Raw genomic sequence first — 26,131 nt, 5'->3', positions numbered from 1 at the left:
TCACTCCCGTGGTCAAGCTAGAGGGCACCCAGGGCGTGCATATGCCCTGGCCTGCGCCCTCGCGGATCCCACAGGAATACCCGGCAAGAGCTCGTCTCACCTCGGCGGCACATCACGATGGCGCTCATCGATTTGGTGCGCGTGACCGACGACGCCGACTACGTCGGGCGCCAGCACAAGGCGCTGGACCCGATCTGCGCGGCTGGACCACCTGCGTCCCGGCGACATGCTCGTAGTCACGAAGGCCAGACGCCTCGGCCGACGCACAACCGACGGCTTCGACGACCTTGACGACCTTGACGACCTTGACGACCTTGACGACCTGATCAAACAAGACTTCGGCGTCCCGGTGCTCCAGGGCATGGCCGCCGGCGATCACGTCGGCCGTCCGCCAGACATGGACCAGGTATGGGAGATCGCCGATGCGGAACGGGCGCTGATCAGTCGGAGGATCCAGACCGAACTGCGGGTGGCACGAGCATGCGGTGCCGTTGGGGGCCGTCCCACCGTCCTCGACGATGAGAAGCGGGCCGACATCCTTACGCGCCGGGAGCAGGCGAGTCGATCCGCGCCAACGCGCAGTCGATCGATGTATCGGCCGGGACCGTGCACAACGTGCTTGCTGCGTACTTACGTCGCGGGGATTCACGAACCCGTCTGATGCCGTAGTCCTCCGCGCTCATCCGATCTCGGCCCGGAACTCGCCTCGCATCATCCCGCTCAGCAGGCCCGACGCCCGTTGGGTCTCGCTCGGCTTCGAGAGCACGAACTGCGTGGAGTTCGAGGCCGTCTTCACCAGGTCGTCCGCCCGAAGTAGATCGTTGTCCCTGGAAGCGGCAAGCGCCGAGAAGTAGAGCAGGTCGGCATAGTCCTTCACCGCGTCGCTCGCATCCAGACTCGCCCGGTCTCGGACGAGTCCGAACTCGGCAATCGTCCCGGCATACACCTGGCGTGCCTCATCGAGGCCTCGGGACTGATCGCCTCTGGCCTGATTCTGCAGCACTGCGATGAGATCGACCTCTGCAGCCTCAAGTTTGCGGCGCGCGGTCTCGAGCTCCACGTACAGACTCCGCACGGCGTCCAGGTTGCGTTCCAGCCTGGCCAGGCGAAGGGCGCTCTCGTGCCGACGGTCCTCGGCGCGGATCTCGGCTTGGACGCGGCGGTCCTCGGCCTCCTCGGCGTGCCGTGCACGTACCTGCTCTGTCCTGATCATGGTCCGGCCCGACCACAAACTGCCCCAAACTGCGCCTCCGAAGGCGCTCAGCGGCGCCATGGCCGCGATCCAGAGTCCGGCATCCACGATGTTCCTCCAACGTTTTGATCTCGGGATGGCAAGGTAGTCGCCCCACCAGTGCGGTACCGCCGGAAAACCTCGATCCGGTGCTGCTGACCCCGCTACGGTTCAGCCGTGGAGACACCAGGCCAGCCGTCGGCTGAGCAGCGAGTACCGATGAGCCCGTTGCCCTTCCGGGTCAGCGCGCTCCTGTCCCTGCAGCGGGCATTGTTGGATGAGGTGTCGCCGCATGTACGCGGTGTAGCGGTCGCCATCTCAGGAGCGGCGATGCACGCCAGGATGATCTTTGACCGCATACCCATCGAGGACGAGATCGAGTCGTGCTCACTCGTGGAGACATACGTCCTCGCTGACATGGCGCCTGAGGTCGTGGTCGAACTGACGCCGGTCGGTGTCACACCGCCCGGCCCACGGGACCTGCTCCCTGGTGAGGAGTGGGTCTACCTCCGCAAGGAGTCCCCCGTGCCCGACGGCGCCGCGCCGCGCGCGCCCTTGATCTTGATCGGCTACTGGCGCGGCCCGGGCAGCCCGGAGCTTCCCGACCCACGCGACTTCGTGGACCCGTCCTGGGGCATGTACGACCGTCGTAGGGTTCAGCAATACCTCGAAGGCGGCATGGTCGCACGCGTCTATCGCGGCATGTCGTCCTGCCGCTTCTGTGGTGAGCTCGTCGGCCACCGCGAGCAGACCGATGCCACCTATCTCTGGCCAGAGGGGCTCGCCCACTACGTCGCCGAGCACGACGTCCGGCTGCCCGCTGAGTTCGTCCGCCACGCGCTCGGCACAGCGCACGACTTGGAACATCGCGATGTGGACACCACCTGGTGGACCAGTCTCGAAAGGCTGGGGCCGGCCCGGCGCTCGGTAGTGGTGAAGGCTGTCGGGGAAGGGCGGCCCGTGCCGGTTCTCGTCGAGACGCCCGCCGGCCTGCTCCGAGGTGCCTGGATGGCCAGCCTTCCAGAGGTCGGGGACGTGGTCGACGTTGAGCTGGAGGTCCCTCACGACGTCTCCTGGGACGAAGTCACCGTCGAAGGTAGGCCCGCCGCCCGCGTCTCGGGCGCCGATGAGCAGCGGCTGCGGGGTGTCGTCGAGGCGGTCGAGCCCGACGGTGTCATGGTCCTGCGCTCAGGTGTGGGGCTCGTCCTTCTGGACATGACCGGCCGCGCGCCCGACGATGTCGTGGGCGCCAAGGTGACCGTCCCCGTCAGTGAACTCCGGCTCTTCCCAACCGGCATGTAATCGTCCCGGCACCCGACGGTCACACCCTCCAATGGACAGTTCGTCGAACACGTCCAGCAGGTGCCGTCAAGCGCACCGTGGCCTCGTTATTCTCAGCCCGTGAAGCGCACATGACTGAGCCTGTCGAGCTGGTGTTCTGCTCCGTGGTTCCGAGTCGGCGCACTCGACCTCACGGACTTGCGGACCTTCCATGCGACCGGACGTCGTATCACGGGCGCCGAGCTTCTGCTCTACGTCGAGGCTGATCTCCAGCTCTGCGACAACGGAGTCGTCCTCTTCGAGGAGCCGCGGTTCGAAGTCGCAGCCCTTGCCCAGGCCCTGACCGCGTGGGTGGGCGACGGCGCCGATCCAGACCACGACTTCGAGCACGGCCCGGATGCGTACGCCGAGCCTGGCGTCGTCCGCATCGCCCAGACTGGCGAGGGCTGGGTCGCTGGCTCCTGCTTCGCCGCCACGACGACCAGCCCGCACACCTGGGAGAGCGTCAAGGACTTCGTCGGTGCCTTCGTCACGGAGATCCATCGGTGCACTGCACGGTCTCTGCTCGACGCTGGGTGGTCGATCATGGAGGCGATGGCTGCCCTGTGTCGCGGGTTTGGCCCCCCGCTCGCTGACTCCAGGACGATCGTCCTGGAGACAAGCGGTCAGGAACGTGAGTTCTGGGCGTTCCAGGAACAGGTCTGGGACGTGCTGGAAGCCCTCGCAGACGACGTCCAGCCCGGCAAGGAGATTCCCTGACGCCGCCGAGGCACCAGGCCAGCGTGTCGTGCCCGGCGACACCTTGGAACGACGGAGCAAAGGTCCAGGGGACACAGCGAAAGGGCGGGTCATGCTCCATCCAGGAGCCCGACCCGCCCTCGTACCACCTGCGGCTGGAGCTACTCCGCCGCAGCGACCGCCAGCGTCTTCTTCCCGCGGCGCAGGACCGCGAATCTGCCGTGCAGGAGGTTCTCATCCGTCAGGGCCTGGTCCTCGGCGGTGACCTTGACGTTGTTCACGTAGGCGCCGCCCTCCTTGACCGCGCGGCGTGCTTCGCCCTTGGAGGCGACGATCCCCGAACCCGCGAGCAGGTCGACGATCAGGTCCCCGGCCTTGGCCGTGACACGCGGCAGCTCACCCACAGCACCCGCCAGGATCCTCTCGTCCAGGCCGACGAGCTCGCCGCGGCCGAACAGAGCCTGGCTGGCCTCGATCACGGCCTGTGTCGCGGCAGCGCCATGGACGAGCGTCGTGACGTCGCCGGCCAGTGCCTTCTGCGCCTGGCGCGCGAACGGACGCTCGGCCACCTCCACCTCCAGCGCCTCGATCTCCTCCCGGCTGCGGAAGGTGAACACCTTGAGGTAGTTCACCACGTCAGCATCAGCCTGGTTCAGCCAGAACTGGTAGAACGCGTACGGGCTGGTCATCTCCGGGTCCAGCCACACCGCGCCACCCTCGGACTTACCCATCTTCGTGCCGTCCGACTTCGTCACGAGCGGAGTCGTCATCGCGTGCACCGCGGCACCCTCCGACTTCCGGATCAGCTCCACGCCCGATAGCAGATTGCCCCACTGATCGTTCCCACCGATCTGCAGCGTGCACCCGTGGTCCCGGTACAGCTGCCGGAAGTCCATGCCCTGCAGGATCTGGTAGCTGAACTCCGTGAAACTGAGCCCTTCCTCAGAGTTCAGCCGACGAGCCACGATGTCCTTGGCGAGCATCGTGCCCAGGCGGTAGTGCTTGCCCACGTCGCGCAGGAACTCGATCGTCCCGAGCGGGCCGGTCCAGTCCAGGTTGTTGACCATCCGCGCAGCCGCTGGCCCCTCGAAGTCGAGGTAGGGCTCGATCTGCCCGCGGATCCGCTCGACCCACCCCTCCACGACGTCACGCGAGTGCAGGCTGCGTTCCGTCGTCGGACGAGGATCACCGATCAGGCCCGTCGCGCCGCCGACGAGAGCAAGCGGCTTGTGCCCCGCCTGCTGGAAGCGGCGCATCGTCAGGATCTGGACCAGGTGGCCGACGTGCAGGCTGGCGGCGGTCGGGTCGAAACCGGCGTAATAGGTGATCGGTCCCTCGGCCAGCGCAGTCCTCAGCGCGGCCTCGTCGGTCACCTGTGAGACCAGACCCCGCCAGTGCAGCTCGTCGAGCACATCGGTCACTTCTCGCTCCTTGCCTTCGAAGAACACGGCCATCTCAGCCGAGTACGCACAGTCTGCCCGACGACGGCCCCAGCGCCCCCGTCCTTTCCACGGCCCGACCTGCAGAACCGAGGACCCGCTCCCCCGCGACCCGCACTCGTATGCTCGACCGAGCAGAGCAACAGCACAGGCTTCGACGGGTCACGTCCCGCTGACCTGCGACGACTCGGCGCGCATCTTGGAGCACCGCACGGTGGACTGTGCCACCAGGCCTCGCCATTGCAGCTCGTCGAGGATGTCGGTCACCGTGGTTGCTCCTTGTTTCGTTGGCGCTGCGACGTTTCGTCGGCGCGGCGAGCCGGTCGCCGGCTCGCTGGTCATAGTCTGCCCGACGACGGGCCCTGGCCGCGCACCTGTCCGGCGCGCACTGGCCCCTTGACCTCTACCAAGGTTGAGGAACGACGATCGGGTCATGAGATCTGGCTCCTCCCGGCGTACGCCGGGCCTCCGTCCCCCGATGAGTTCTGGCGCGCGTCGCCGTCGAACGTTCCATGGATACAGAAAAGCCTCCGCGTTCGACCGTCCCGTCAGGCAGGGTTGACCCATGAGCACCATCGAGATGCCGCACTGGAAGCGGAACGTCGCGCTGTTCCTGATCGGGCAGACCATCTCCCTGCTCGGGTCGATGCTGGTGATGTTCGCGGTCATGTGGCACCTGACCATCGAGACGCGCTCCGGGTCCGTGCTGATGCTGAGCATCGTGTTCGGCATGCTGCCGCAGGCGTTCATGTCGATCTTCGGCGGCGTCTGGGCCGACCGGCACTCCCGCAAGCTGCTGATCATGGGGTCCGACGCGACGATCGCCGTGGTCACCCTCGGCCTGGCCCTGCTCATGGTGAGCGGCATCGACGACCTGTGGGTCATCTACCTGGCGCTGGCCGTCCGGTCCGTGTTCGCGGGCATCCAGACGCCGGCCGTCGGCGCGATGATCCCCCAGATCGCCCCGGCCGATCAGCTCATGCGCGTCAACGGCATGTTCCAGTCCATCCAGTCAGGGATGATGCTGCTCGCTCCGGCCCTGGCCGCGGTGGTCTATGCCTCCTTCGACATCGTCGCGGTGTTCTTCGTGGACGCGGCGACCGCGCTGATCGGCGTGGGGATGCTCGCGCTGGTGACCGTGCCGCGGCTCGTTCGGGCCGACGCCGCGGACGGTCCGGTCAGCTACTTCGGCGACCTGGCCGCCGGCGTGCGGTACATCTCCGCCAACGCCCCCGTGAAGTGGCTGGTCGCGCTGTTCGCGCTCGTGATGTTCCTCGTCGGGGCGCCGAGCTACCTGACGCCCCTCATGGTGACCCGCACGTTCGGCGACGAGGTGTGGAAGTTGACCGCCAACGAGCTGTTCTGGGGCGGCGGCATGCTGCTGGGCGGTCTGCTCATGGCCAGCTTCGGGCCGCGGATCAAGCGCCGGGTGCGCCTCATGGTGGGCTCCGTGCTCCTCACCGGTGTGCTGGTCGCCGGACTGGGCGTGTCCACGAACATGTGGGTGTTCTTCGTGCTCGGGCTCCTGATCGGCATCATGTTCGCCGCGCTCAACACCCCGGCGTTCACCATCATCCAGGAGCGGGTCGAGCCAGAGATGCAGGGCCGGGTGTTCGGCTTCGTCGGGATCGTCATCACCGTCGCGATGCCGCTGTCCATGGTGGTGTTCGGCCCGCTGGCCGACCAGTTCTCCGTGCAGTCCCTCCTGATCCTGGCGGGCGTCCTGCTGGTCGTCGTGCTGGGGGCGATCCTCGCCGTCCCGGCGGCCCGGCGGTCCCTCGCCCAGGTCGACCAGGCGCCCGAGTCCGCCGACGCCGCGGGCGAACCGGCCGAAGCGGTCGGGGAGCGTGTCGGGGAGGGCGAGCCGGCCGGCGAGCCCGTCGGGGAGCCGGTCGAAGCCGCAGCGGCGGCTCGGGCCGACAGCTAGCCCGGGAACGGCCGGGGCCGGCCCACGCTCGTGGGCCGGCCCTCGTCGCATGCCGCCCGCCGATCCTGTGCCGCACGGCACAGAGGGCCGGCGCGGCCCGCGTGCCAGTATTGACGTGTTCCATGGCCGCTGCGCGTTTCGGAAGGTCCCCGTGAGTACCCCCAAGATCTATGCCCTGCACGAGAACCCCGAGTGGTTTCCCCCGTTCGCCGACGCCTTCGCGGCCGAGGGCGTCGAGTACGAGGAATGGGTGCTGACGGACGGTGTGCTCGACCTCGACGAGTCGCCTCCCGAGGGGATCTTCTGGTCCCGGATCTCGGCGAGCAGCCACACGCGCGACCACGGTCTGACCAAGGACTACTCCCGCGCCGTGCTGTCCTGGCTCGAGGCGTACGGCCGGCGCACGGTCAACGGCCGGCGCGTGCTGGAGCTCGAGGTCAGCAAGGTCGACCAGCTCACGGCGCTGCGGGCCGCGGGGATCGACACGCCACGCACCGTGGCCGCCGTCGGGCGGGACCAGGTGCTGAAGGCGGCGCAGGGGTTCCCGACCCCGTTCGTCACCAAGCACAATCAGGGCGGCAAGGGTCTGGGCGTGCGCAAGTTCGACTCGTTCGAGGATCTCGCCGACTACGTCGCCTCCGACGAGTACGAGGAGCCGGTGGACGGCATCACGCTGATCCAGGAGTACGTCGTGGCGGCCGACGGCGGGATCACCCGCGTCGAGATCGTCGGCGGCGAGATGGTCTACGCCGTGCGCGGCGGCACCGAACGCGGCGGGTTCCAGCTCTGCCCGGCCGACGCCTGCGTCATCGACCCGGTCACCGGCCGGCCGGTCCCGCCCGTCGGCGCGACCATCTCGATGGCGCCCGACGAGGAGTGGGGCCTGTTCTCCGAACGCACGGGCTACGACGACCCGGTGGTGGCCCGGTACCTCGAGTTCACGAGGCGGCACGGTATCGAGATCGCCGGCATCGAGAACATCCGGACGGCGGACGGCCGCGTGCTCACCTATGACGTGAACACGAACACCAACTACAACAGCGAGGTCGAGCAGGGCACCGCGAAGTCGGGCCCGCGCGAGATCGTGCGCCACCTGGCGCGGGTGCTGAAGGAGACCTACCCGGTCTGACGGCGTGCGGGTGGTGCGGCGTCTGTTCTCCGGCGCTCCGCAGGACCGACCTCATCGACTTCGGTCACTTGGGATGAGATCGGTCGTTTGATTGACCGATCTCATCCCATCGGACCGAAGTCACGACCCGCCGCCGAGCAACCGACCGAAGTCACACCTAGCGGCCGGGCAACCGACCGAAGTCAGGTGCGTGCGGGCGCCGCGCGGTAGACCGAGACGGTCGGCTCGCCGTCCAGCCAGAAGCGCCAGGGGAACAGGTCGGCGCTGCCCCCGTCGCCGCTCACGCCGACTCGCGGCCCGGTCCGGACCGCGGCGGAGCCGGCCCCCGCCCCCGCGGCACCTGTCTGCGCGGCCCCCGAGATGCTCTCCCCACCGGCATCCGCCCCCGAAGCGCCCCTCCCCGGTCGGCTCAGCACCACGGCGCCGCCGGAGTGGGTGACGTCGGCGCCGTCGTCGGACAGGTCGAGGCCCAGGGCGACCGCCAGGCGGGCCGGGCCGCGCGCGAGGTCGCGGTCGGTCCTGGCCACACCGGAGGCGAGCCGGCGGGAGCGGGCGAGGTCCGCGCCGTCCACCACCTCGCCCGCGCGCAGCAGCACCGCCGACGCCGCACCGTCCGGCCCGCACACGACGTTGACGCAGTGGTGCAGCCCCAGGTGGCGGTACACGTACAGGTGCCCGGGCGCGCCGAACATCGTCGCGTTGCGGCGGGAGCGGCCCCGGTAGGCGTGCGAGCCGGGGTCGGTGGCGCCGTCGTACGCCTCGACCTCGGTGAGGCGCACGGAGACGGTGCCGTCCGGGGTGCGCCGCGTGAGGGTGGCGCCCAGCAGGTCCCTGGCGACGTCGAGGACCGGTCGCTCATACCAGGCCCCGCCAGGAACTTCGCCAGGAACACCGCCAGGAACACTGCCGAGCGCGCCATCAGGTACGTTCATGACCCGATCATGCACGGCCCCGCTAGGCGAACGCGAAGACCGGCGGGAAGACCACGACCACGATCAGGGCCCAGGCCGCGTAGGCGGGCAGGTACGTGGTCTGCCACCGCTCGATCGGGCCGAACGCCCGGGTGCCCCGCAGGAACCCGACCGACAGCCACGCCGACCAGGCCAGGTGCACCAGCAGCACGAGGTTCAGCCCCAGGGCCGCGACCTTGTTGGCGCTGAACCCGAACTCGGCGATCCGCGTCAGCATCGCGCTCAGGGTCACCGCGTCGACCGCGAGCGCCGCGACGACGAGGACGAGCTGCAGCACGTCGAACAGTCCGGGCGGCGCGAGGGAGTCGCGCGCGGAGATGGAGTACAGCAGCAGGCTCAGGACCAGCACGAGCACCATGTCCATGAGGATGAGCAGCTCGCGGTCCACGTCGAGCAGGCCGCCGGTGGTCGCGAAGACGCCGAGGAAGACGAGCAGCATGACGATCGTCAGCGGCGTGAAGACGCGGGTGAGGACGGGTGCGATGTTCTCGACGACGTTCTGCTTGGCCTCGACCAGCCAGGCGGCGACGACGAGGGCTCCGGGCACGCAGAACGGCAGGAGCCAGGACTCGAGGACCGGCTCGAAGTCGACGCCCACCAGTCCGAGCGTGCCGAGCGTGAGGCCGATCAGGACTCCCCCGCCGAGCGCGAGCAGCACGAAGTAGATGGCGAGCTCGCCGGTGAAGCGGACGTAGTCCATGCGGCGTGCGTCCGACCGCCAGCGCCCGCCCGCGTACGCGACGGCGACGAGCGCCCACAGGACGACTATCGAGTGGCTGGCGGCGAGGAACAGGGTCGAGCCGTCCGGGTCGAACGGGTAGACGTTCAGCACCACGGCGAGCACCGTGAACGGGACGAGCAGGGCGGCGGCGACCCGCCAGGTGAGCTTGCGCTTCCAGGCGAAGTAGCCGGCGAGGAACGGGAGCACGAGCAGGCCGATGTTGCGCATCACCGCCATCTCGTCGGCGAACAGCTCGGTGCCGATCTTGACCGCTGCCCCAGCCCCGAGGGCGAGCGCCAGGACGACACCGAGCTCGCGCCAGGATCGCGCGCCACCGTCGGACGGTTCAGGGACGAGCACGAGCTGCTTCCACAGCCGGTCGGAGTGCTCGCGAGCGAACTCGCGGGAGACGTCGTCGAGGTTGCCCATGCGCTTGACGGAGACCAGGAAGGCCTCGTCGTCGTCGAGCCCGCTCCTGGCCAGGTCGGTCACCTGCTCGCGCAGGTGGTCCTCCATCTCCTCGACGTCGCTCGCCGAGATGGCCCGACGGCGCTGGACGTAGCCGCGCCACTGGTCGATCTGTGCTTCGAGCTGCGGGTGGTCGGTCATCAGGCCCACCCTTCCGCCACGGCGGGCGGGAGCTGGACGTCCTGCCACACCTGCTTGAGCGCGTCGGCGACGACCGACCACTGCTGCTGACGCTCGGCGAGCGCGTCGCGTCCGGACCGGGTGATCGCGTAGTGCTTGCGTCGCCGCCCTGCGTCGGACGTGCCCCAGCTCGCCCGCACGTATCCGAGCCGTTCCAGGCGGTGCAGCAGGGGGTAGAGCATGCCGTCGGTCCACTGCATGCGCCCGCCCGAGAGCTCGTTGACGCGCTTGACGATCGCGTAGCCGTACGACTCGCCGTCGGCCAGGATGCCGAGGACGAGCGGGGTGGCCGAGGCCGCGACGAGATCCTTGTCGATGTGCATAGCACTCCTATGCCTAGTTCTTCTAGGGTTGGAACCCTAGCAGCACTAGGCCTAGCGGATCTAGGTATGGGGCACTACGAGTTCGCGACCGGCCGCCCGAACCCGTCGAGCCGCACGTCGGCGCGCTCGCGGGTGCGCTCTCGCGCGTAGTGGGCGGCCTCGTCCTCCATCCAGCGCAGCCAGTGGTCGCGCGCCGCCGTGCCGTCGCGCTCCAGACCGCGGCGCAGCCGTTCGCCGTCGTCGGCCTCGACCCAGATGCGGTACGCGTCCAGCGCGTCCACCTGGCGCGCCGCCGCGCCGCAGCCCTCCGCCACGAGGTACGTCGACGGCGGGACCTCGTGCCACTCGGCCCAGTCGCCGTCGACCCAGTCGTAGCGGCGGTACCTGACCGGCTCCCCCGCGGCCAGCGGGTCCAGCACCCAACGGCGCAGGTTCGCCGCACCGGCGTCGGGTCCGCCGGCCCAGCCCTCGTAGAGGTCGTCCATGTGGACGACCGGGGCCTCCAGGGCGTCACCGAGCTGGGCGGCCAGGGTCGTCTTGCCGGAACCGGCCGGTCCGTCGACGCACACGAGGCGCGCGTCGGCGACCCGGATCCGCCCCAGCAGCTTCCCGAGCACGGAAGGCGAAACGCTCATCCCACTCCCCTCAGACAGGTCTACCCGGCGATTGTGCCCGGAACCCCCTCGAGATCCGGGCACGATCGCTGAGGTGCGCTGGGTCCTCGCTACTCGGGCTCGGCCCAGAAGCGGTATTCCGTCGAGCGTTCCTTCGCCAGCTCGATCTGTTCGCGGACGCGGGCCGGGGCAGTGCCGCCTATCGCGTCCCGCGAGGCCAGCGAGCCCTCGACGGACAGCACGCCGCGCACCTCGGGCGTGAGGTGCTCCGAGATGGCGGCGAGGTCGTCGTCGGACAGGTCCCAGAGCTCGATGCCGCGCTCCTCGCACACCTGCACGCAGGAGCCGGCCACCTCGTGCGCCACCCGGAACGGGACGCCCTGCCGCACGAGCCACTCGGCGATGTCGGTGGCGAGCGAGAAGCCCTGCGGGGCGAGCTCGGCCATGCGGCCGGTGTCGAAGACCATGGTCCGCACCATGCCCGTGAACGCGGGCAGCACCGTGGTGAGCGTCGCCACCTGGTCGAACACCGGCTCCTTGTCCTCCTGCAGGTCGCGGTTGTACGCGAGCGGGAGGCCCTTGAGCGTGGTCATGAGGCCCACGAGGTCACCGATCACGCGGCCCGCCTTGCCGCGGGCGAGCTCGGCGATGTCCGGGTTCTTCTTCTGCGGCATGATCGACGAGCCGGTGGAGTACGCGTCGTCCAGGCGGACGAACCCGAACTCCTTGGTGTTCCAGAGGATGACCTCCTCGGCGATCCGCGACAGGTCGACGGCGATCATCGCGGCGACGAACGCGAACTCGGCCGCCACGTCGCGCGCGGCCGTGCCGTCGATCGAGTTCTCGACCGGGCCGCCCTCCAGCCCCAGGTCCGCCGCGACGGCCGCCGGGTCGAGGCCCAGCGACGAGCCCGCGAGCGCACCGGAGCCATAGGGCGACTTCGACGCCCGCACGTCCCAGTCGAGGAACCGGTCGACGTCGCGCAGCAACGGCCAGGCGTGCGCCAGCAGGTGGTGCGCCAGCAGGACGGGCTGGGCGTGCTGCAGGTGGGTGCGTCCCGGCATGGGCGCGTCGCCGGCCGCGACGGCCTGCGTGATCAGCTCGTCCACGAGGTCGAGGACCTGCGTACCGATCGTGCGTGCCTGGTCGCGCAGGTAGAGCCGCACCAGCGTGGCGATCTGGTCGTTGCGGGAGCGGCCGGCCCGGAGCTTGCCGCCCAGGTCCTCCCCCGCACGTTCCAGCAGCCCGCGCTCGAGAGCGGTGTGCACGTCCTCGTCGTCCAGGACCGGGAGGAACGCGCCCGAGGCGACGTCCTGCTCCAGCACGTCCAGGGCGTCGATCATCCGCGCGAGCTCGGGCTCGGTGAGCAGGCCTGCCCCCGCGAGCACCCGGGCGTGCGCCCGCGAGCCGGCGATGTCGTAGGGCGCGAGCCGCCAGTCGAAGTGGGTCGACTGCGACAGGGCGGCCAGCTCCGGCGACGGGCCGCCGGCGAACCGGCCGCCCCAGAGCGCCACCTTCTCGCCGTCACGCGCGCCGACGGACCCGGACGTCTGACGCGAGACGTCCTGCCCCGCCTCGTCCTGCCCCGCCTCGTCCTGCGGTGTGCCGTCGTGCTCCGTCACAGTGTCCCGACCCCCAGGTCCACGCCGTTGCCGAACTTCTCGTCACGTGCCGCGGCGAGCTTGGCCGTGAGGCCGTAGATCTCGATGAAGCCCCGGGCCTGCGACTGGTCGAACGCGTCGCCCTCGTCGTAGGTGGCGAGGTTGAAGTCGTACAGCGACTGCTCCGAGCGGCGCCCGGTCACGGTGGCGCGTCCACCGTGCAGCACCATCCGGATGTCGCCGGAGACGTACTTCTGGGTGTCGTCGATGAAGACGTCGAGCGACTTCTTCAGCGGCGAGAACCACATGCCGTCGTACACGAGCTCGCTCCAGCGCTGCTCGACCTGGCGCTTGAACCGCGCCTGCTCGCGCTCGAGGGTGACGTTCTCCAGCTCCTGGTGCGCCGCGATGAGCGCGATCGCGCCGGGCGCCTCGTAGATCTCGCGGGACTTGATGCCCACCAGCCGGTCCTCGACGATGTCGATGCGGCCGACGCCCTGCGCGCCGGCGCGGCGGTTCATCTCCTGGATGGCCTGCAGCGGGGTGACGGCGACGCCGTCGATGGCCACCGGGACGCCCTGCTCGAAGGTGATCAGCACCTCGTCGGCGACCGGCGGGAACGTCGGGTCGTCCGTGTAGGAGTAGACGTCCTTGGTGGGCTCGTTCCAGATGTCCTCGAGGAAGCCCGTCTCCACGGCACGGCCCCACACGTTCTGGTCGATCGAGAACGGGTTGTTCTTCGTCGTCGCGATCGGCAGGTCGTGCTTCTCCGCGTAGTCGATGGCCTTTTCCCGGGTCAGTGCGAGGTCGCGCACCGGTGCGATCGACTTGAGGTCCGGCGCGAGCGAGGTGGTGGCCACCTCGAAGCGGACCTGGTCGTTGCCCTTGCCGGTGCAGCCGTGCGCCACGGTGGAGGCACCGAACTGGCGGGCCGCGCGCACCATGTGCTTCACGATGACGGGGCGCGAGATGGCGGAGACCAGCGGGTAGCGGTCGAGGTACATGCCGTTGGCCCGCAGCGCGGGCATGCAGTACTCCGCGGCGAACTCGTCGCGCGCGTCGGCGACGTACGCCTCGACGGCGCCGCAGTCCAGCGCACGCTTGCGGATGACGTTCATGTCCTCGCCGCCCTGGCCGACGTCGACGGCCACGGCGACCACCTCGGCCCCTGTGGCCTCGGCGATCCAGCCGATGGCGACGGAGGTGTCCAGGCCGCCCGAGTAGGCGAGCACGACGCGTTCAGTCATGATTGACGATCTCTTTCCGTGGTGGTGTCAGTGCGATTGTGAAGTGTTCTCAGGCGCTGAGCGCGAGGAAGCGTCCCGCCAGCGCGGCGCCGTCGGCGTCACGTGCGATGACGAGGATCGTGTCGTCCCCCGCGATGGTGCCGAGCATCCCGGGGAACACGGAGTGGTCGATCGCCGAGGCCAGCAGGTTGGCCGCCCCCGGCGGGGTGCGGAGCACCACGAGGTTGCCCGAGGACTCGGCCGAGACCAGCAGCTCCTTGGCGAGCCGCGCCAGCCGCGCGGACAGGTACTCCTCGCTCGCGTCCGACTGCGCGCTGCGGTCCCCGCCCTCACCAGGGACCGCGTAGACGAGCGTGCCGTCCGAGCCGCGCACCTTCTCGGCCTGCAGCTCGATGAGGTCACGCGAGAGCGTGCCCTGCGTGACGCTCACGCCGTCGGCCGCCAGCGCGTCGGCCAGCTCGGCCTGCGAGTGGATGGCGTTGCGGAGCACGATCTCGGTGATCCGGGCGTGCCGCGCGGCCTTGGTCGTCGCGGTCGTCGCCGTCTGCCTGGTGACCATCAGCCCTGCTCCAGCAGCCAGGCCAGCAGCGCCTTCTGCGCGTGCAGGCGGTTCTCGGCCTCGTCCCAGACCACGGACCGCGGGCCGTCGATCACGTCGGCCGTGATCTCCCGGCCCCGGTAGGCGGGCAGGCAGTGCAGCACCAACGCGTCCGGCGCGGCGTGCGCGAGCAGCTCGGCGTTCAGCTGGAAGTCCCAGAACGGCTCGGCCCGCTCGGCGGCCTCCGCCTCGTCGCCCATCGACACCCAGGTGTCGGTGGCCACGACGTCGGCTCCGGCGACGGCGTCCCTCGCCGACGTCGTCACGGTCACCGAGCCGCCCGTCCCCACGGCGATCTCGCGGGCCCGGGCGACCACGGCCGCGTCGGGCAGGAACCCCTCCGGGCCGGCGATCCGCATGTGCAGGCCCGCCGTGACGCCGCCCAGCAGGTAGGAGCTGCCCATGTTGTTCGCGGCGTCGCCGACGTATGCGAACACGGTTCCGGGCAGGGCCTCCAGCCCGCGGTGCTGCGCCACCGTGAGCAGGTCCGCGAGGATCTGGCAGGGGTGGAACTGGTCGGTCAGCGCGTTGATCACCGGCACGCTGGAGACGGCCGCCATCTCCTCGATGCGCTCCTGCCCGAACGTGCGCCACACGATGGCGGAGACCTGCCGGTCCAGCACCCGGGTGGTGTCCGCGATGGACTCCCGCACGCCGATCCCGGCGAGGTTGCCGTCCACCAGGAGGGGAAAGCCGCCGAGCTCCGCGATACCCGTGGCGAACGACACCTGGGTGCGCAGCGTCGGCTTGTCGGTGATGAACGCGACGGCGCGCGGGCCCTCCAGCGGGCGGCGCGCGAACCGGTCCGCGTGCAGGGCCAGGCCGAGCTCGAGGACTGCTCTCTGCTCGGCCGGCGCGAGGTCGTCGTCGCGCAGGAAGTGGCGGGTCATGCGAGGTCCTCCGGAAGGGATGCGAAGAAGCGGGCGGTGTCCGTCGCCTGCTCCGCGGTCAGGATCAGGGGCGGGGCGAGCCGGATCGCGTCGGGTGCCACGGCGTTCACGATGAACCCCGCGTCCAGCGCCGCGGCGGCCACCCGCGCGGCCACCGGCTGGTGCAGCACGACGGCGAGCAGCAGACCGCGCCCGCGAACCTCCTTGACGAGCGGGCTGCCGGACAGCTCGATCTCCTGGCGCAGCAGCGCCCCGGTCTCCCGCACGTTGGCCAGCAGGCCGTCGCGCTCGATCACGCCGATCGTGGTGAGTGCCGCCGCGGCGGCGACGGGGTTGCCGCCGAACGTGCTGCCGTGCTGCCCGCGGCCCAGCAGGTTCGCCACCGCGCCGTACGCGATCACCGCGCCGACGGGGAAGCCGCCGCCGAGGCCCTTGGCGACCGTGACGACGTCGGGCACGATGCCGCCGCCGATCTCCGGCTGCTGGTAGGCGAACCAGGACCCGCACCGGCCCATGCCGGTCTGCACCTCGTCCAGCACGAGCAGGGCGCCGTGCGCCGTGGTCAGCCGTCGGGCCGCAGCGAGGTAGCCCGGCGGCAGCGGGCGCACGCCGGCCTCGCCCTGCACCGGCTCCACCACCAGCGCCGCCACCTCGCCGTGCGCGGCGACGGACTCGGGCGAGAACGCGGCCTCCAGGGCCGCGAGGTCGCCGAACGGCAGGTGCTCGACGCCGCCGGGCAGCGGCTCGAACGGCTCCCGGTAGGCGGTCCTCGCCGTGAGCGCGAGGGCGCCCATCGACCGCCCGTGGAAGGCCCCCTCCAGCGCGAGCACCCGCGTGCGGGTGCCCACACCGGACGACGACGCGACGCGGCGCGTCATCTTGAACGCCGCCTCCACCGCCTCGGTGCCCGAGTTGGTGAGGAACACGCGCGACCCGTCCGGCGCCTCGGCGACGCGCAGCAGCGTCTCGGCCAGCGCGATCTGGGCGGGGGTGCCGAAGAAGTTCGAGACGTGCCCCAGCGTGCCGAGCTGGGCGCTGATCGCCGCGGTGAGCGTGGGGTGCGCGTGCCCCAGGGAGTTCACGGCGATGCCGCCGAGCAGGTCGAGGTACCGCTCGCCGTCCGCGTCCCAGACGTACGCGCCCTCGCCGCGCACCAGCACCCGCTGCGGCGGACCGAACGTGTCCATCACCGCGCCCGAGTAGCGCTGGGTCCACGCGGCGACGGAGCCGCTCGCGGACAGGGCCGAACCGTCCTCGGCCGGGATCACCGTGCTCATGCTGTGCTTCCTTCCCGCGCCGGGACGACCATCGTCCCGTTGCCCCGCGTGGTGAAGACCTCCAGCAGCGCGCTGTGCGGCTGGCGGCCGTCGATGACCGTCGCGGAGGGCACGCCGCCCTCGACCGCGCGCAGGCAGGCCTCCATCTTCGGCACCATCCCCGCCTCCAGGCCGGGCAGGAGCTCGGCCAGCTCGGGGGCCGTGATCCGCTGCACCAGCGAGCCCTTGTCGGGCCACGCCGTGTACAGCCCCTCGACGTCGGTCAGGACGATGAGCTTCTTGGCGCCGAGCGCCACCGCGAGCGCCGAGGCGGCGGTGTCCGCGTTGACGTTCAGCACCTGGGTGGGGTCGTCCTTGTCGGGCGCGATCGTGGAGACCACGGGGATACGGCCGGCCGCCAGGAGGTCCTCCACGGCGCGCGGGTCCACCTGGACGACGTCGCCGACGAGGCCCACGTCGACGGCCTCCCCCTGCACCACCGCGTGGCGCCGCTCGGCGCCGAACAGGCCGCCGTCCTCCCCCGACAGGCCGACGGCGACGGGACCATGGGCGTTGATCAGGCCCACGAGCTCGCGGCTGACCTGGCCGGTCAGCACCATGCGCACGACCTCCATCGCCTCCGGCGTGGTGACGCGCAGGCCGCCCTTGAACTCCGAGGCGATGCCGAGGCGGTCGAGCATGGCGTTGATCTGCGGTCCCCCGCCGTGCACGACGACGGGCCGCAGGCCCACCTGCCGCAGGAAGACCATGTCCTGGGCGAACGCGGCCTTGAGGCCCGCGTCGATCATCGCGTTGCCGCCGTACTTGACCACGACGAGCGCGCCGGAGAACTCCTGGAGCCAGGGCAGGGCCTCGATGAGCACCTCTGCCTTCTGGTCGGGCCGCAGCCCGTTGACGATGTCGCTGCTCATGAGCTGTACGCGCTGTTCTCGTGCACGTAGTCGTGCGTCAGGTCGTTGGTCCAGAGCGTGACCTCGGCGTCGCCGGCGTGCAGGTCGACGGTGATCGTCACGTCCCGCGCCGCGGCCATGTCGACCTTCTCGCGCGGCTCGTGCGCGCCACCCGCCTTGCAGACCATGACGCCGTTGACGCTCACGTCGAGCTCGGCGGGGTCGTACGGCGCGACCTCCTCGGGCACCGTGCCGACCTGCGACAGGATGCGGCCCCAGTTGGGGTCGTTGCCGAAGATCGCGGCCTTGACCAGGTTGGACCGGCTGACGGCGCGGGCGACGGCGAGCGCCGCGTCCTCGGTGGTGGCGTTCGTGACGGTGATGGCGATGTCGTGGGACGCGCCCTCGGCGTCGGCGACGAGCTGGCGGGCCAGGTCGGCGCAGACGGCCGTGACGGCCTCGGTGAGCGCGTCGAGGCCGGGGGTCACGCCGGAGGCGCCCGAGGCCATGAGCACCACGGTGTCCGAGGTGGACATGGCGCCGTCGGAGTCGACGCGGTCGAAGGTGACCCTGGTGGCCGCGCGCAGGGCGGCGTCGGCCGTCTCGGCCGGGACGGAGGCGTCGGTGGTGATCACGCAGAGCATGGTCGCCAGGGCGGGGGCGAGCATGCCGGCGCCCTTGGCCATGCCGCCCACGGTGAAGGTGCCTGCCGGCGTCTCGACGGCGCGCACCGCGGTCTTCGCGACCGTGTCGGTGGTCATGATCGCGGTGGCGGCGGCCTGCCCGGCGGCGGCGTCGGCCGCGAGCGCCCCGACCGCCACCGGGATGCCCGCCAGGAGCTTGTCAGCGGCCAGGCGCACGCCGATCAGGCCGGTCGAGCCGACGAGGACGTCGATCGCGCCGATCCCGAGCTCGTCGGCGACCTTCTCCGCGGTGGCGTGCGCGTCCTGGAACCCGCCCGGGCCGGTGCACACGTTGGCTCCGCCGGAGTTGAGCACGACGGCACGGGCGACGCCGTCCTTCACCGCCTGGCGGGACCACATGACGGGCGCGCCGACGACGCGGTTGTTCGTGAACACCGCGGCGGCGGTGTGCTCGGGGCCGTCGTTGACGACGAGGGCCAGGTCCGGTGTGCCGGACTCCTTGAGGCCTGCCGTGACTCCGGCCGACCGGAACCCCTGTGCTGCGGTGACCCCCGCTGCGGCGTTCGTCACGGTGCGACTCCTTCGGTGATGAGGCCCGAGGTCTCCCGGAGGCCGAGGGCGAGGTTCATGGACTGGATCGCGGCGCCCGCGGTGCCCTTGACGAGGTTGTCGATGGCGGTGACGGTGACGACCCGACGGGCGGCGGCGTCGACCGCGACCTGCACGCACGCCGTGTTGGCGCCGAGCGTCATCGCGGTGCTGGGCCACTGTCCCTCGGGGAGCAGGTGCACGAACGGCTCGTCCGCGTAGGCGGCCTCCCAGGCGGCGCGCACCTGCTCCGGGTCGACCCCCTTGGCCAGCGGGGCCGTGGCCGTCGCGAGGATGCCGCGGGACATCGGCACGAGGGTGGGCGTGAAGCTGATGCTCACGTCCGGTGCGCCGGCGGCCCGCAGGTTCTGCCGGATCTCCGGGATGTGCCGGTGGGTGCCGCCCACGGCGTACGGCTGGGCCGACCCGAGCGCCTCGCTCGCCAGCAGGTGCGGCTTGAGCGCCTTGCCGGCTCCTGAGTACCCGTTGGCCAGCACGGCGACGATGTCGGTGGACTCGACGACGCCGGCCGCGACACCGGGCTGCAGACCGAGGGTCACCGCGGTGACGTTGCAGCCGGGCACCGCGATACGGCGTACGCCGGCCAGCTTGTCGCGCTGCCGGGCGGTGGTGGCGACGTCGGCGCCGGGCGCCTCGGCGTGGATCAGCTCGGGCAGCCCGTACGGCCAGGTCCCCGCGTGCGTCGAGCCGTAGAACTGCTCCCAGTCGCTCGCGGATTCCAGCCGGTGGTCAGCGCCGAGATCCACGACGAGGACGTCGTCCGGGAGCTGGCTCGCCACCTGGCCGGACGCACCGTGGGGCAGGCCGAGCAGCACGACGTCGTGCCCCAGCAGCGTGTCGGGCGTGGTGGGCTCGAGGATGCGGTGCGCGAGGCCGCGCAGGTGCGGCTGGACCTCACCGAGGCTGGACCCCGCGTTCGTGTGCGCGGTGAGCGTGCCGATCTCGACGAAGGGATGGGCCGCCAGGAGGCGGAGGGCCTCCCCGCCCGCGTAACCGGACGCGCCGGCGACGGCGACGCGGATGAGCTGGCTGCTGGACATATTCCGCAGCATACATAAATATGCACCGTGGCGAAACCCGGTCCGCCACGGTGCGGCATAGGCTCGTCCCATGCACGCAGTCGTAGCCCGTGAGGCGGGCGGTCCCGAGGTCCTGCAGTACACCGAGCTCCCCGACCCGACGCCCGGCCCCGGCCAGCTCCTGGTCCGCGTCGCGGCGGCGGGCGTGAACTTCATCGACACGTACCGCCGCGCCGGCGTCTACCCCATGGACTACCCGCACGTGGTGGGCGTCGAGGGCGCCGGCACCGTGGAGGCACTGGGCGACGGGGTCACCGGCTTCGCCGTGGGCGACCGCGTGGCCTGGCATGACGGCCCCGGCTCGTACGCGGAGCTGGCGGCGGTGGACGCGGCGGGCGTGGTGCCGGTGCCCGACGGGCTGGACCTCACGACCGCCGCCGCCCTGCCGCTGCAGGGCATCACGGCGCACTACCTCGTACGGTCCACGTTCGAGGTGCAGCCCGGGCACGACGTGCTGCTGCACGCCGGGGCCGGCGGCGTCGGACTGCTGGCCACGCAGCTCGCCGTCGCGCGGGGCGGGCGCGTCCTGACCACGGTCTCGACGCCGGAGAAGGCAGCCCTCTCGTCGGCAGCGGGTGCCGCGCACACCATCGACTACGCGGTGATGGACGACCTCACGGCCGAGCTGCCCGCGCTCGTGCGCGAGCTCACCGACGGCCAGGGCGTGCACGTCGTGTACGACGGCGTGGGCCGGTCCACCTTCGAGGCGTCCCTCGCCTCCCTGCGCCCGCGCGGGACGCTCGTGCTGTTCGGGGGCGCCTCCGGCCAGGTGCCGCCGTTCGACCCGCAGCGGCTCAACAAGGCCGGCTCCCTGTTCCTCACGCGGCCCACCATCGCGCACTACGCGCTCACGCGGGCCGAGCTCGAGTGGCGCACCTCGGAGGTGTTCGAGTCCGCGGCGTCGGGCGACCTGGACGTCCGGGTGGGGGCCACGTACTCGCTGGCCGACGCCGGCGCGGCCCACGAGGCGCTGGAGGGCCGGGCGACGACGGGCAAGGTCCTCCTCACCCCCTGACCCCCTGACCCTCCGCGAATCTCGCGTGACTTCGGTCCGTTGCCTCGAGATCGGTCAATTGAATGACCGATCTCGAGGCAACGGACCGAAGTCACGCGGTGGGCGAGGGCACCTGGGCCGCGGCACCCCGGCCTCATGATGTATCTTGATGTCGAGATACTCGACGTCGAGGAGTGGTCGTGGCCGACTGGAATCCCAGCGCATACCTGCAGTACATGGACGAGCGGTCCCGCCCGTTCACGGAGCTGGTCGCCCGCGTCCAGGGAGAACCCGCCACCGTCGTCGACCTCGGCTGCGGCCCCGGCCACCTCACCGCCGTGCTCCGGTCACGCTGGCCCGACGTCCACGTGACGGGCGTCGACGCCTCCCCCGCGATGATCGAGCAGGCACGCGCCGCCGACGCGGGCACCGACTACGTGCTGGCCGACCTCGCCACCGACGACCACACCGCCGACCTCGTCATCAGCAACGCGGCACTCCAATGGGTACCCGGCCACCGCGAGCTGCTCACCACGCTCGCCGACCGGGCAGCACGGACGTTCGCCTTCCAGGTGCCCGGCAACCACGACGCGCCGAGCCACCGCCTGCTGCGGGAGATCGCCGCACGGGAGCCGTACGCCGACGTCGTCGGGCCGGTCGAGCGGCGGGCGACCGCGGACCCCGCCCAGTACCTCGACCTGCTGGCCCGGCCCGGCTGGTCGGTCGACGCCTGGGAGACCACGTACACGCACCTGCTGCACGGCCCCGACCCGGTGCTGCGCTGGATCTCGGCGACGGGCGCCCAGCCCACGCTCCAGGCACTGGAGGCCAGGGACCCTGCCCTCCGCGCCCGCTTCGAGGAGGAGTTCGGCGCGGCGCTGCGCAAGGCCTACCCGGAGCGCCCCTATGGCACGCCCCTGGCGTTCCGCCGGGTGTTCGTGGTCGCCACGCGCGTCTGATCCGGCCGTCAGCCCTCCGTCGCGACCCGGGCCTGCAGGCTCCTGAGCTCCGTGTCGACGTACTGCCGCGTACGCCCCTTGGTCAGCCCGCCCAGCAGCCACGCCAGCCCACCGGTCTGCGTGATCGCGAGCGTCACCCGGGAGCGACCGTCGGGCAGCCGCTCCACCAGGTGCTCCGCCTGCGTGGTGACGCCCGGCGCCTCGCTGATCCAGGCGAAGTGCCGCGGCGGGTCCCACTCGTCGATGAGCCACACCGCGAGCGGCAGCTTCGGCTGCTCGATCCGCACCTGCGTGCCGACGTCCGGCGGGTTGGGCCCGTCGATGATCGCGACGGACGTCATCGACGGCGTCCAGTCCGGCATGTGCTCCACGTCGGACAGGACCGCCCACACCGCCTCGGGCGAGGCGTCGATCTCTGCGGAGGTGCTGTAGTTCGGCATGCGTGCTCCTGTCGTCCCGGTGGTCGCCGACCGGCGTCACTCCCATAGTCTCGGCCCACCGGCCCTCCGTGCGACAGGACGACACACGTCCGGCCGACGGTCGGCACGGGCGACGCCTCCCGAGCGGTCCTAGGCTGACGGCATGACTGATCGCCCCCTTCGGATAGGGCTGCAGCTGCAGCCGGAGCACGCCGACTACTCCGCCCTCCGCGACGCGGTGCTCCGGGCAGAGGACCTCGGCGTCGACATCCTGTTCAACTGGGACCACTTCTACCCGCTCCACGGCGACCCGGACGGCAAGCACTTCGAGTCCTGGACGATGCTCGGCGCCTGGGCCGAGCAGACCGAACGCGTCGAGATCGGCGCCCTGGTGAGCGGCATCGGCTACCGCAACCCGGACCTGCTCGCCGACATGGCGCGCACCGTCGACCACATCTCCGGCGGGCGCCTCATCCTCGGCCTCGGCGCCGGATGGTTCCAGAAGGACTACGACCAGTTCGGCTACGAGTTCGGCACCGCCGGGTCCCGCATCGCGGACCTCGCCGACGCCATGCCGCGGATCAAGGCCCGACTCGCCGCCGGCAACCCCGCGCCCACCCGCGAGATCCCGATCCTGATCGGCGGAGGCGGCGTGAAGAAGACCCTGCGCATCGTCGCCGAGCACGCGGACATCTGGCACAGCTTCGGCGACGTGGACGTCCTCACGACCAAGTCGGCCATCCTCGACGAGCACGGGGCCGCCGTCGGGCGCGACACCGCACGCCTCGTGGAACGCTCCGTCGAGGTCGACGGCACCCCCGAGACGAACGGCGACGCGCTGGTGGCCGCCGGGGCGACGCTCCTCACGATGAGCAGCACCGGGCCCGACTACGACCTGAGCGAGGTCAAGGCCTGGGTCGACTGGCGCGACCAGCGCAGCTGAGCTGCTACAGCTCCAGCACCGTCTTGATCCCACCGGGGTCGCCCGCGAACGCCTCGACGGCGTCCTCGAGCGGCACCCGGTGGGTCACGATGCGGCCGAGCCAGCCCGCATCGGCGCGGGCCAGCGCGTCCGCACCCGACCGGTAGTGCGCCAGGTTGGCGCTCACCGAGCCGATCACCGCGTCGTTCTCCAGCACGATCCGCCGGTTGAGCGCGCCGACGTCGAACTCGATGGTGCGGCCCGCCGACGTGACGCCCGTGAGGCAGGTGACGCCGTAGCTGGCGCTCGCGGAGAGGACGTCGACGACCACCTGGGTCGCCCCGGTCGCCTCGATCACGATGTCGGGACGCAGCGTGGCGGCGACGTCGACCACCGGTTCGGTGTGGTACTCGGCGCCCAGCGCGGCGACCAGCTCGGGCTTGGGCCCGTCGGTGACGCGGTCGAGCACGTGCACCTCGAGGCCGCGCTGCACACCGAGCAACGCGGCCAGCAGGCCGATCGGGCCCGCTCCGGTGACGAGCGCCACCTTCGGCTCGAACCACGCCCGCTGACCGACGAGCTCGATCTGCTCCCACGCCTTGGCGACCACGGTGGTCGGCTCGAGCAGCATGCCGACGTCGGCGAGCGACGGGTCGAGGCGGACCGCGTACTCGGTCTCCACGGTCCACCGCTCGGAGGCGAACCCGTCGATCGACTTGATCCCCCGCTCGGTGTACTTCCCGTTGCGGCACATGTCGAACTGCCCGCGGGCGCACGCCCCGCACGGCTCGGGGTCGGGACGGCGGACCACACCCACCACGAGGTCACCCGGTTCGAAGCCGGAGTCGTCCGGCGCGGAACGCACCCGGCCGAGCGACTCGTGCCCGAGCACCAGCCGCTCGTGCCCGGGCGGGGCCCAGCCGTACTCGCCCGCAGCGATCTCGCGGTCCGTGGCGCACACCCCGACCGCCAGCCCGTCGACCAGGAGCTCGCCGGGGCCGGGGACCGGCTCGTCGACGTCGGTGACGGCGAGCGTGCCGGCGCTCCGCGGCACGACGGTCAGTGCGCGCATCAGGCGCTCCCCTCCGCCGCCGACGTGGCCGGTGGTGCGGTCGGCGGTGCCGCCGCCGGGACCGCCACGCGTCCCGCCTCGCGTTCGGCCACACCGGACTCCACGTCCCGGGCCGTGATTCCCCGGCCGAGCCGCAGCGCGCTGTTGACCAGGCCGAGATGGCTGAACGCCTGAGGCGTGTTGCCGAGGTGGCGTCCCGTGCGCACGTCGTACTCCTCGCTCAGCAGCCCGAGGTCGTTGCGCAGCGAGAGCAACCGCTCGAACAGCGCGACGGCCTCGTCCACCCGCCCGATGCCGTGCAGGGCGTCGACCAGCCAGTAGCTGCACACCAGGAACGTGGCCTCCTCACCCGGCAGGCCGTCCACCCGGTCGTCGGCATCGGTGTGGTACCGCAGCAGGAGCCCGTCCTGGCTGAGCTCCCGCTGGACGGCGTCGACGGTGCCGACGACCCGCGGGTCGTCCCACGGCAGGAACCCGACCTGGCCGATCAGCAGCAGTGCGGCGTCCAGGCCCTCGGACCCGTAGAACTGCGTGAACGTGTTCCGCTCTGCGTCGAAACCCTGTGTGCACACCTCGGCGTGGATCCGGTCGCGTACCTTGCGCCACCGTTCGACGGGCCCGTCCAGCGTGCCCTCCTCGACGGCACGCACCGCCCGGTCGAAGCCGACCCACGCCATGACCCGGGAGTGCACGAACGCTCGCCGCGGTCCGCGAACCTCCCAGAGCCCGTTGTCGAGGTCGTCCCAGTGCTCCTCGAGGTAGTCGAGGAGCGCCTTCTGCAGGGCCCACGCCTCCGCGTCCGACTCCAGCCCCGCCTCCCGCGCGAGGTGCAGGGCTTCCAGGGTCTCGCCCCAGACGTCGATCTGGAGCTGACCGGCCGCGCCGTTCCCGATCCGCACGGGAGTCGAGCCCTCGTAGCCCGGCAGCCAGTCGAGCGTGTACTCGGGCAGCCTCCGCCGCCCGTCGAGCCCGTACATGATCTGCAGGTCCGCCGGGTCACCGGCCACGGCGCGCAGGAGCCACGCCCGCCACGCGCGCGCCTCGTCGATGAACCCCGTACCGACGAGCGCCTGCAGCGTGAACGCCGCGTCCCGCAGCCAGCAGAACCGGTAGTCCCAGTTCCTCGAACCGCCGATCTCCTCGGGGAGAGACGTCGTGGCAGCCGCCGCGATGGCCCCCGTCGGGGCATACGTCAGGGCCTTCAGCGTGATCAGGGACCGGTGCACGGCGTCGGCCCACGGGCCGTCGTAGGTCGACTTCGCGATCCACGACCGCCAGAACTCCTCGGTCTCGCGCAACGCCGACTCCGGCTCGACGGGCGGCTTGGTCGGCAGGTGGGACGCGTGGTAGGTCAGGACGAACCGCACCCGGTCGCCCGGCCCGACGGTGAAGTCGGCACGGTGCACGGCGTCATCGGCGACACCGTCGTGCGTGAAGGCGACGCCCGCGTCGATGTGGACCGAGTCGGGGCCTGCCACCGCCCGCAGACCGCCACGCTCCTGGGTCACCCACGGCACGACGTTCCCGTAGTCGAACCGGAGCCGCAGCTCGGTGGTCATCGGGACGCTCCCGCTGATCCCCTCGACGATCCGGACGAGGTCGGCCTGCCCGCTCCGGGGCGGCATGAAGTCGATGAGCCGGACCCGCCCCTCGGGCAGGTCCCACTCCGTCTCGAGGATCAGCGTGCCGTCCCGGTAGCGCCGGCTGGTGCACTCGCCGCCCGACTCCGGGCCGAGGCGCCACGACCCGTGCTGCTCGTCCCCGAGGAGCGCGGCGAAGCAGGCCGGGGAGTCGAACTGGGGCAGGCACATCCAGTCGACCGCGCCGTCCCGACCGATCAGCGCAGCAGTCTGGAGATCTCCGACAATTCCGTAATCCTCAATTCGGCTCGTCATCGCCCTCAGACTA

At 71.1% G+C, this 26,131-nt stretch carries 25 protein-coding genes; 8 read left to right on the top strand and 17 right to left on the bottom strand.

Annotated features, from left to right (window positions below):
* Positions 1-226 precede the first annotated feature (226 nt).
* Complete coding sequence (locus tag ACYVK7_RS24175) at positions 227-661, top strand: hypothetical protein (RefSeq protein WP_460890271.1); 435 nt, start codon at positions 227-229, stop codon at positions 659-661.
* A gap of 18 nt (positions 662-679) precedes the next feature.
* On the opposite strand, the gene ACYVK7_RS24170 is transcribed toward ACYVK7_RS24175, so the two are convergent.
* Positions 680-1,300: a hypothetical protein gene (locus tag ACYVK7_RS24170; protein WP_460890270.1), complete on the bottom strand. Its 621-nt coding sequence runs from the start codon at positions 1,298-1,300 to the stop codon at positions 680-682.
* A 456-nt stretch (positions 1,301-1,756) separates the two neighbouring features.
* On the opposite strand from ACYVK7_RS24170, the gene ACYVK7_RS24165 reads away from it, so the two are divergent.
* On the top strand, positions 1,757-2,533 hold the full coding sequence (locus tag ACYVK7_RS24165) for a hypothetical protein (RefSeq protein ID WP_460890269.1): 777 nt from the start codon (positions 1,757-1,759) through the stop codon (positions 2,531-2,533).
* Positions 2,534-2,710: 177 nt separating this feature from the next.
* Entirely contained in the window at positions 2,711-3,271 is a 561-nt protein-coding gene (locus ACYVK7_RS24160; RefSeq protein ID WP_460890268.1) for a DUF7878 domain-containing protein, read from the top strand.
* A gap of 140 nt (positions 3,272-3,411) precedes the next feature.
* On the opposite strand, the gene tyrS is transcribed toward ACYVK7_RS24160, so the two are convergent.
* A complete protein-coding gene (tyrS, locus tag ACYVK7_RS24155; RefSeq protein WP_460890267.1) occupies positions 3,412-4,671 on the bottom strand; it encodes a tyrosine--tRNA ligase in 1,260 nt (419 codons plus the stop codon).
* 583 nt (positions 4,672-5,254) lie between these two features.
* Here tyrS and ACYVK7_RS24150 point away from each other — a divergent pair.
* Both ACYVK7_RS24150 and ACYVK7_RS24145 read left to right on the top strand, forming a co-directional pair.
* Entirely contained in the window at positions 5,255-6,616 is a 1,362-nt protein-coding gene (locus tag ACYVK7_RS24150) for an MFS transporter (RefSeq protein ID WP_460890266.1), read from the top strand.
* Between the two features lie 151 nt (positions 6,617-6,767).
* The gene (locus ACYVK7_RS24145) at positions 6,768-7,745 is read left to right on the top strand and encodes an ATP-grasp domain-containing protein (protein WP_460890265.1); all 978 of its coding nucleotides are present in this window, start codon (positions 6,768-6,770) and stop codon (positions 7,743-7,745) included.
* 182 nt (positions 7,746-7,927) lie between these two features.
* Here the strand turns inward: ACYVK7_RS24145 and ACYVK7_RS24140 are convergent, their stop codons facing one another.
* The 12 genes from ACYVK7_RS24140 to argC all read right to left on the bottom strand — a co-directional run bounded on the left by ACYVK7_RS24140 (position 7,928) and on the right by argC (position 19,818).
* Positions 7,928-8,677 (bottom strand): DNA-3-methyladenine glycosylase, encoded by a 750-nt coding sequence (locus tag ACYVK7_RS24140; protein WP_460890264.1) that lies wholly within the window; start codon positions 8,675-8,677, stop codon positions 7,928-7,930.
* A gap of 22 nt (positions 8,678-8,699) precedes the next feature.
* Positions 8,700-10,046 carry a permease prefix domain 1-containing protein gene (locus ACYVK7_RS24135; protein ID WP_460890263.1) on the bottom strand — a complete coding sequence of 449 codons (1,347 nt, stop codon included), beginning with the start codon at positions 10,044-10,046 and terminating at the stop codon, positions 8,700-8,702.
* Entirely contained in the window at positions 10,046-10,408 is a 363-nt protein-coding gene (locus ACYVK7_RS24130; protein WP_460890262.1) for a PadR family transcriptional regulator, read from the bottom strand. The genes ACYVK7_RS24135 and ACYVK7_RS24130 overlap by 1 nt, the downstream gene beginning before the upstream one ends.
* A 74-nt stretch (positions 10,409-10,482) precedes the next feature.
* The gene (locus ACYVK7_RS24125) at positions 10,483-11,043 is read right to left on the bottom strand and encodes a uridine kinase family protein (protein ID WP_460890261.1); all 561 of its coding nucleotides are present in this window, start codon (positions 11,041-11,043) and stop codon (positions 10,483-10,485) included.
* A gap of 89 nt (positions 11,044-11,132) precedes the next feature.
* Positions 11,133-12,536, bottom strand: a complete 1,404-nt coding sequence (argH, locus tag ACYVK7_RS24120) for an argininosuccinate lyase (protein ID WP_460890284.1) — start codon at positions 12,534-12,536, stop codon at positions 11,133-11,135.
* Positions 12,537-12,640: 104 nt separating this feature from the next.
* Positions 12,641-13,870 (bottom strand): argininosuccinate synthase, encoded by a 1,230-nt coding sequence (locus tag ACYVK7_RS24115; RefSeq protein WP_460890260.1) that lies wholly within the window; start codon positions 13,868-13,870, stop codon positions 12,641-12,643.
* Between the two features lie 49 nt (positions 13,871-13,919).
* Positions 13,920-14,429: an arginine repressor gene (locus ACYVK7_RS24110; protein ID WP_460890259.1), complete on the bottom strand. Its 510-nt coding sequence runs from the start codon at positions 14,427-14,429 to the stop codon at positions 13,920-13,922.
* Positions 14,429-15,358 carry an ornithine carbamoyltransferase gene (gene argF / locus ACYVK7_RS24105; RefSeq protein ID WP_460890258.1) on the bottom strand — a complete coding sequence of 310 codons (930 nt, stop codon included), beginning with the start codon at positions 15,356-15,358 and terminating at the stop codon, positions 14,429-14,431. The genes ACYVK7_RS24110 and argF overlap by 1 nt, the downstream gene beginning before the upstream one ends.
* A complete protein-coding gene (locus ACYVK7_RS24100; protein ID WP_460890257.1) occupies positions 15,355-16,635 on the bottom strand; it encodes an acetylornithine transaminase in 1,281 nt (426 codons plus the stop codon). The genes argF and ACYVK7_RS24100 overlap by 4 nt, the downstream gene beginning before the upstream one ends.
* Positions 16,632-17,546, bottom strand: a complete 915-nt coding sequence (gene argB, locus ACYVK7_RS24095) for an acetylglutamate kinase (RefSeq protein ID WP_460890256.1) — start codon at positions 17,544-17,546, stop codon at positions 16,632-16,634. The genes ACYVK7_RS24100 and argB overlap by 4 nt, the downstream gene beginning before the upstream one ends.
* On the bottom strand, positions 17,543-18,739 hold the full coding sequence (gene argJ, locus ACYVK7_RS24090) for a bifunctional glutamate N-acetyltransferase/amino-acid acetyltransferase ArgJ (protein ID WP_460890255.1): 1,197 nt from the start codon (positions 18,737-18,739) through the stop codon (positions 17,543-17,545). The genes argB and argJ overlap by 4 nt, the downstream gene beginning before the upstream one ends.
* Positions 18,736-19,818, bottom strand: a complete 1,083-nt coding sequence (argC, locus tag ACYVK7_RS24085) for an N-acetyl-gamma-glutamyl-phosphate reductase (RefSeq protein WP_460890254.1) — start codon at positions 19,816-19,818, stop codon at positions 18,736-18,738. Before argC ends, argJ begins: the two co-directional genes overlap by 4 nt.
* A 70-nt stretch (positions 19,819-19,888) precedes the next feature.
* Here argC and ACYVK7_RS24080 point away from each other — a divergent pair, with 70 nt between their 5' ends.
* Both ACYVK7_RS24080 and ACYVK7_RS24075 read left to right on the top strand, forming a co-directional pair.
* Complete coding sequence (locus ACYVK7_RS24080; RefSeq protein ID WP_460890253.1) at positions 19,889-20,872, top strand: quinone oxidoreductase family protein; 984 nt, start codon at positions 19,889-19,891, stop codon at positions 20,870-20,872.
* Positions 20,873-21,051: 179 nt separating this feature from the next.
* Positions 21,052-21,810, top strand: a complete 759-nt coding sequence (locus tag ACYVK7_RS24075) for a methyltransferase domain-containing protein (RefSeq protein WP_460890252.1) — start codon at positions 21,052-21,054, stop codon at positions 21,808-21,810.
* A gap of 8 nt (positions 21,811-21,818) precedes the next feature.
* On the opposite strand, the gene ACYVK7_RS24070 is transcribed toward ACYVK7_RS24075, so the two are convergent.
* Positions 21,819-22,250 carry an SRPBCC family protein gene (locus ACYVK7_RS24070; RefSeq protein ID WP_460890251.1) on the bottom strand — a complete coding sequence of 144 codons (432 nt, stop codon included), beginning with the start codon at positions 22,248-22,250 and terminating at the stop codon, positions 21,819-21,821.
* 142 nt (positions 22,251-22,392) lie between these two features.
* Here ACYVK7_RS24070 and ACYVK7_RS24065 point away from each other — a divergent pair, with 142 nt between their 5' ends.
* On the top strand, positions 22,393-23,172 hold the full coding sequence (locus ACYVK7_RS24065; RefSeq protein ID WP_460890250.1) for an LLM class F420-dependent oxidoreductase: 780 nt from the start codon (positions 22,393-22,395) through the stop codon (positions 23,170-23,172).
* A gap of 4 nt (positions 23,173-23,176) precedes the next feature.
* Here ACYVK7_RS24065 and ACYVK7_RS24060 read toward each other — a convergent pair whose 3' ends face one another.
* Both ACYVK7_RS24060 and ACYVK7_RS24055 read right to left on the bottom strand, forming a co-directional pair.
* Entirely contained in the window at positions 23,177-24,223 is a 1,047-nt protein-coding gene (locus ACYVK7_RS24060; RefSeq protein WP_460890249.1) for a glucose 1-dehydrogenase, read from the bottom strand.
* Positions 24,223-26,118, bottom strand: a complete 1,896-nt coding sequence (locus ACYVK7_RS24055) for a glycoside hydrolase family 15 protein (RefSeq protein WP_460890248.1) — start codon at positions 26,116-26,118, stop codon at positions 24,223-24,225. Before ACYVK7_RS24055 ends, ACYVK7_RS24060 begins: the two co-directional genes overlap by 1 nt.
* Positions 26,119-26,131 lie beyond the last annotated feature (13 nt).

This window comes from Promicromonospora xylanilytica (assembly GCF_054782895.1).
Note: the sequence above shows the minus strand (reverse complement) of the source record. Positions and strands in the feature narration are given on the sequence as shown.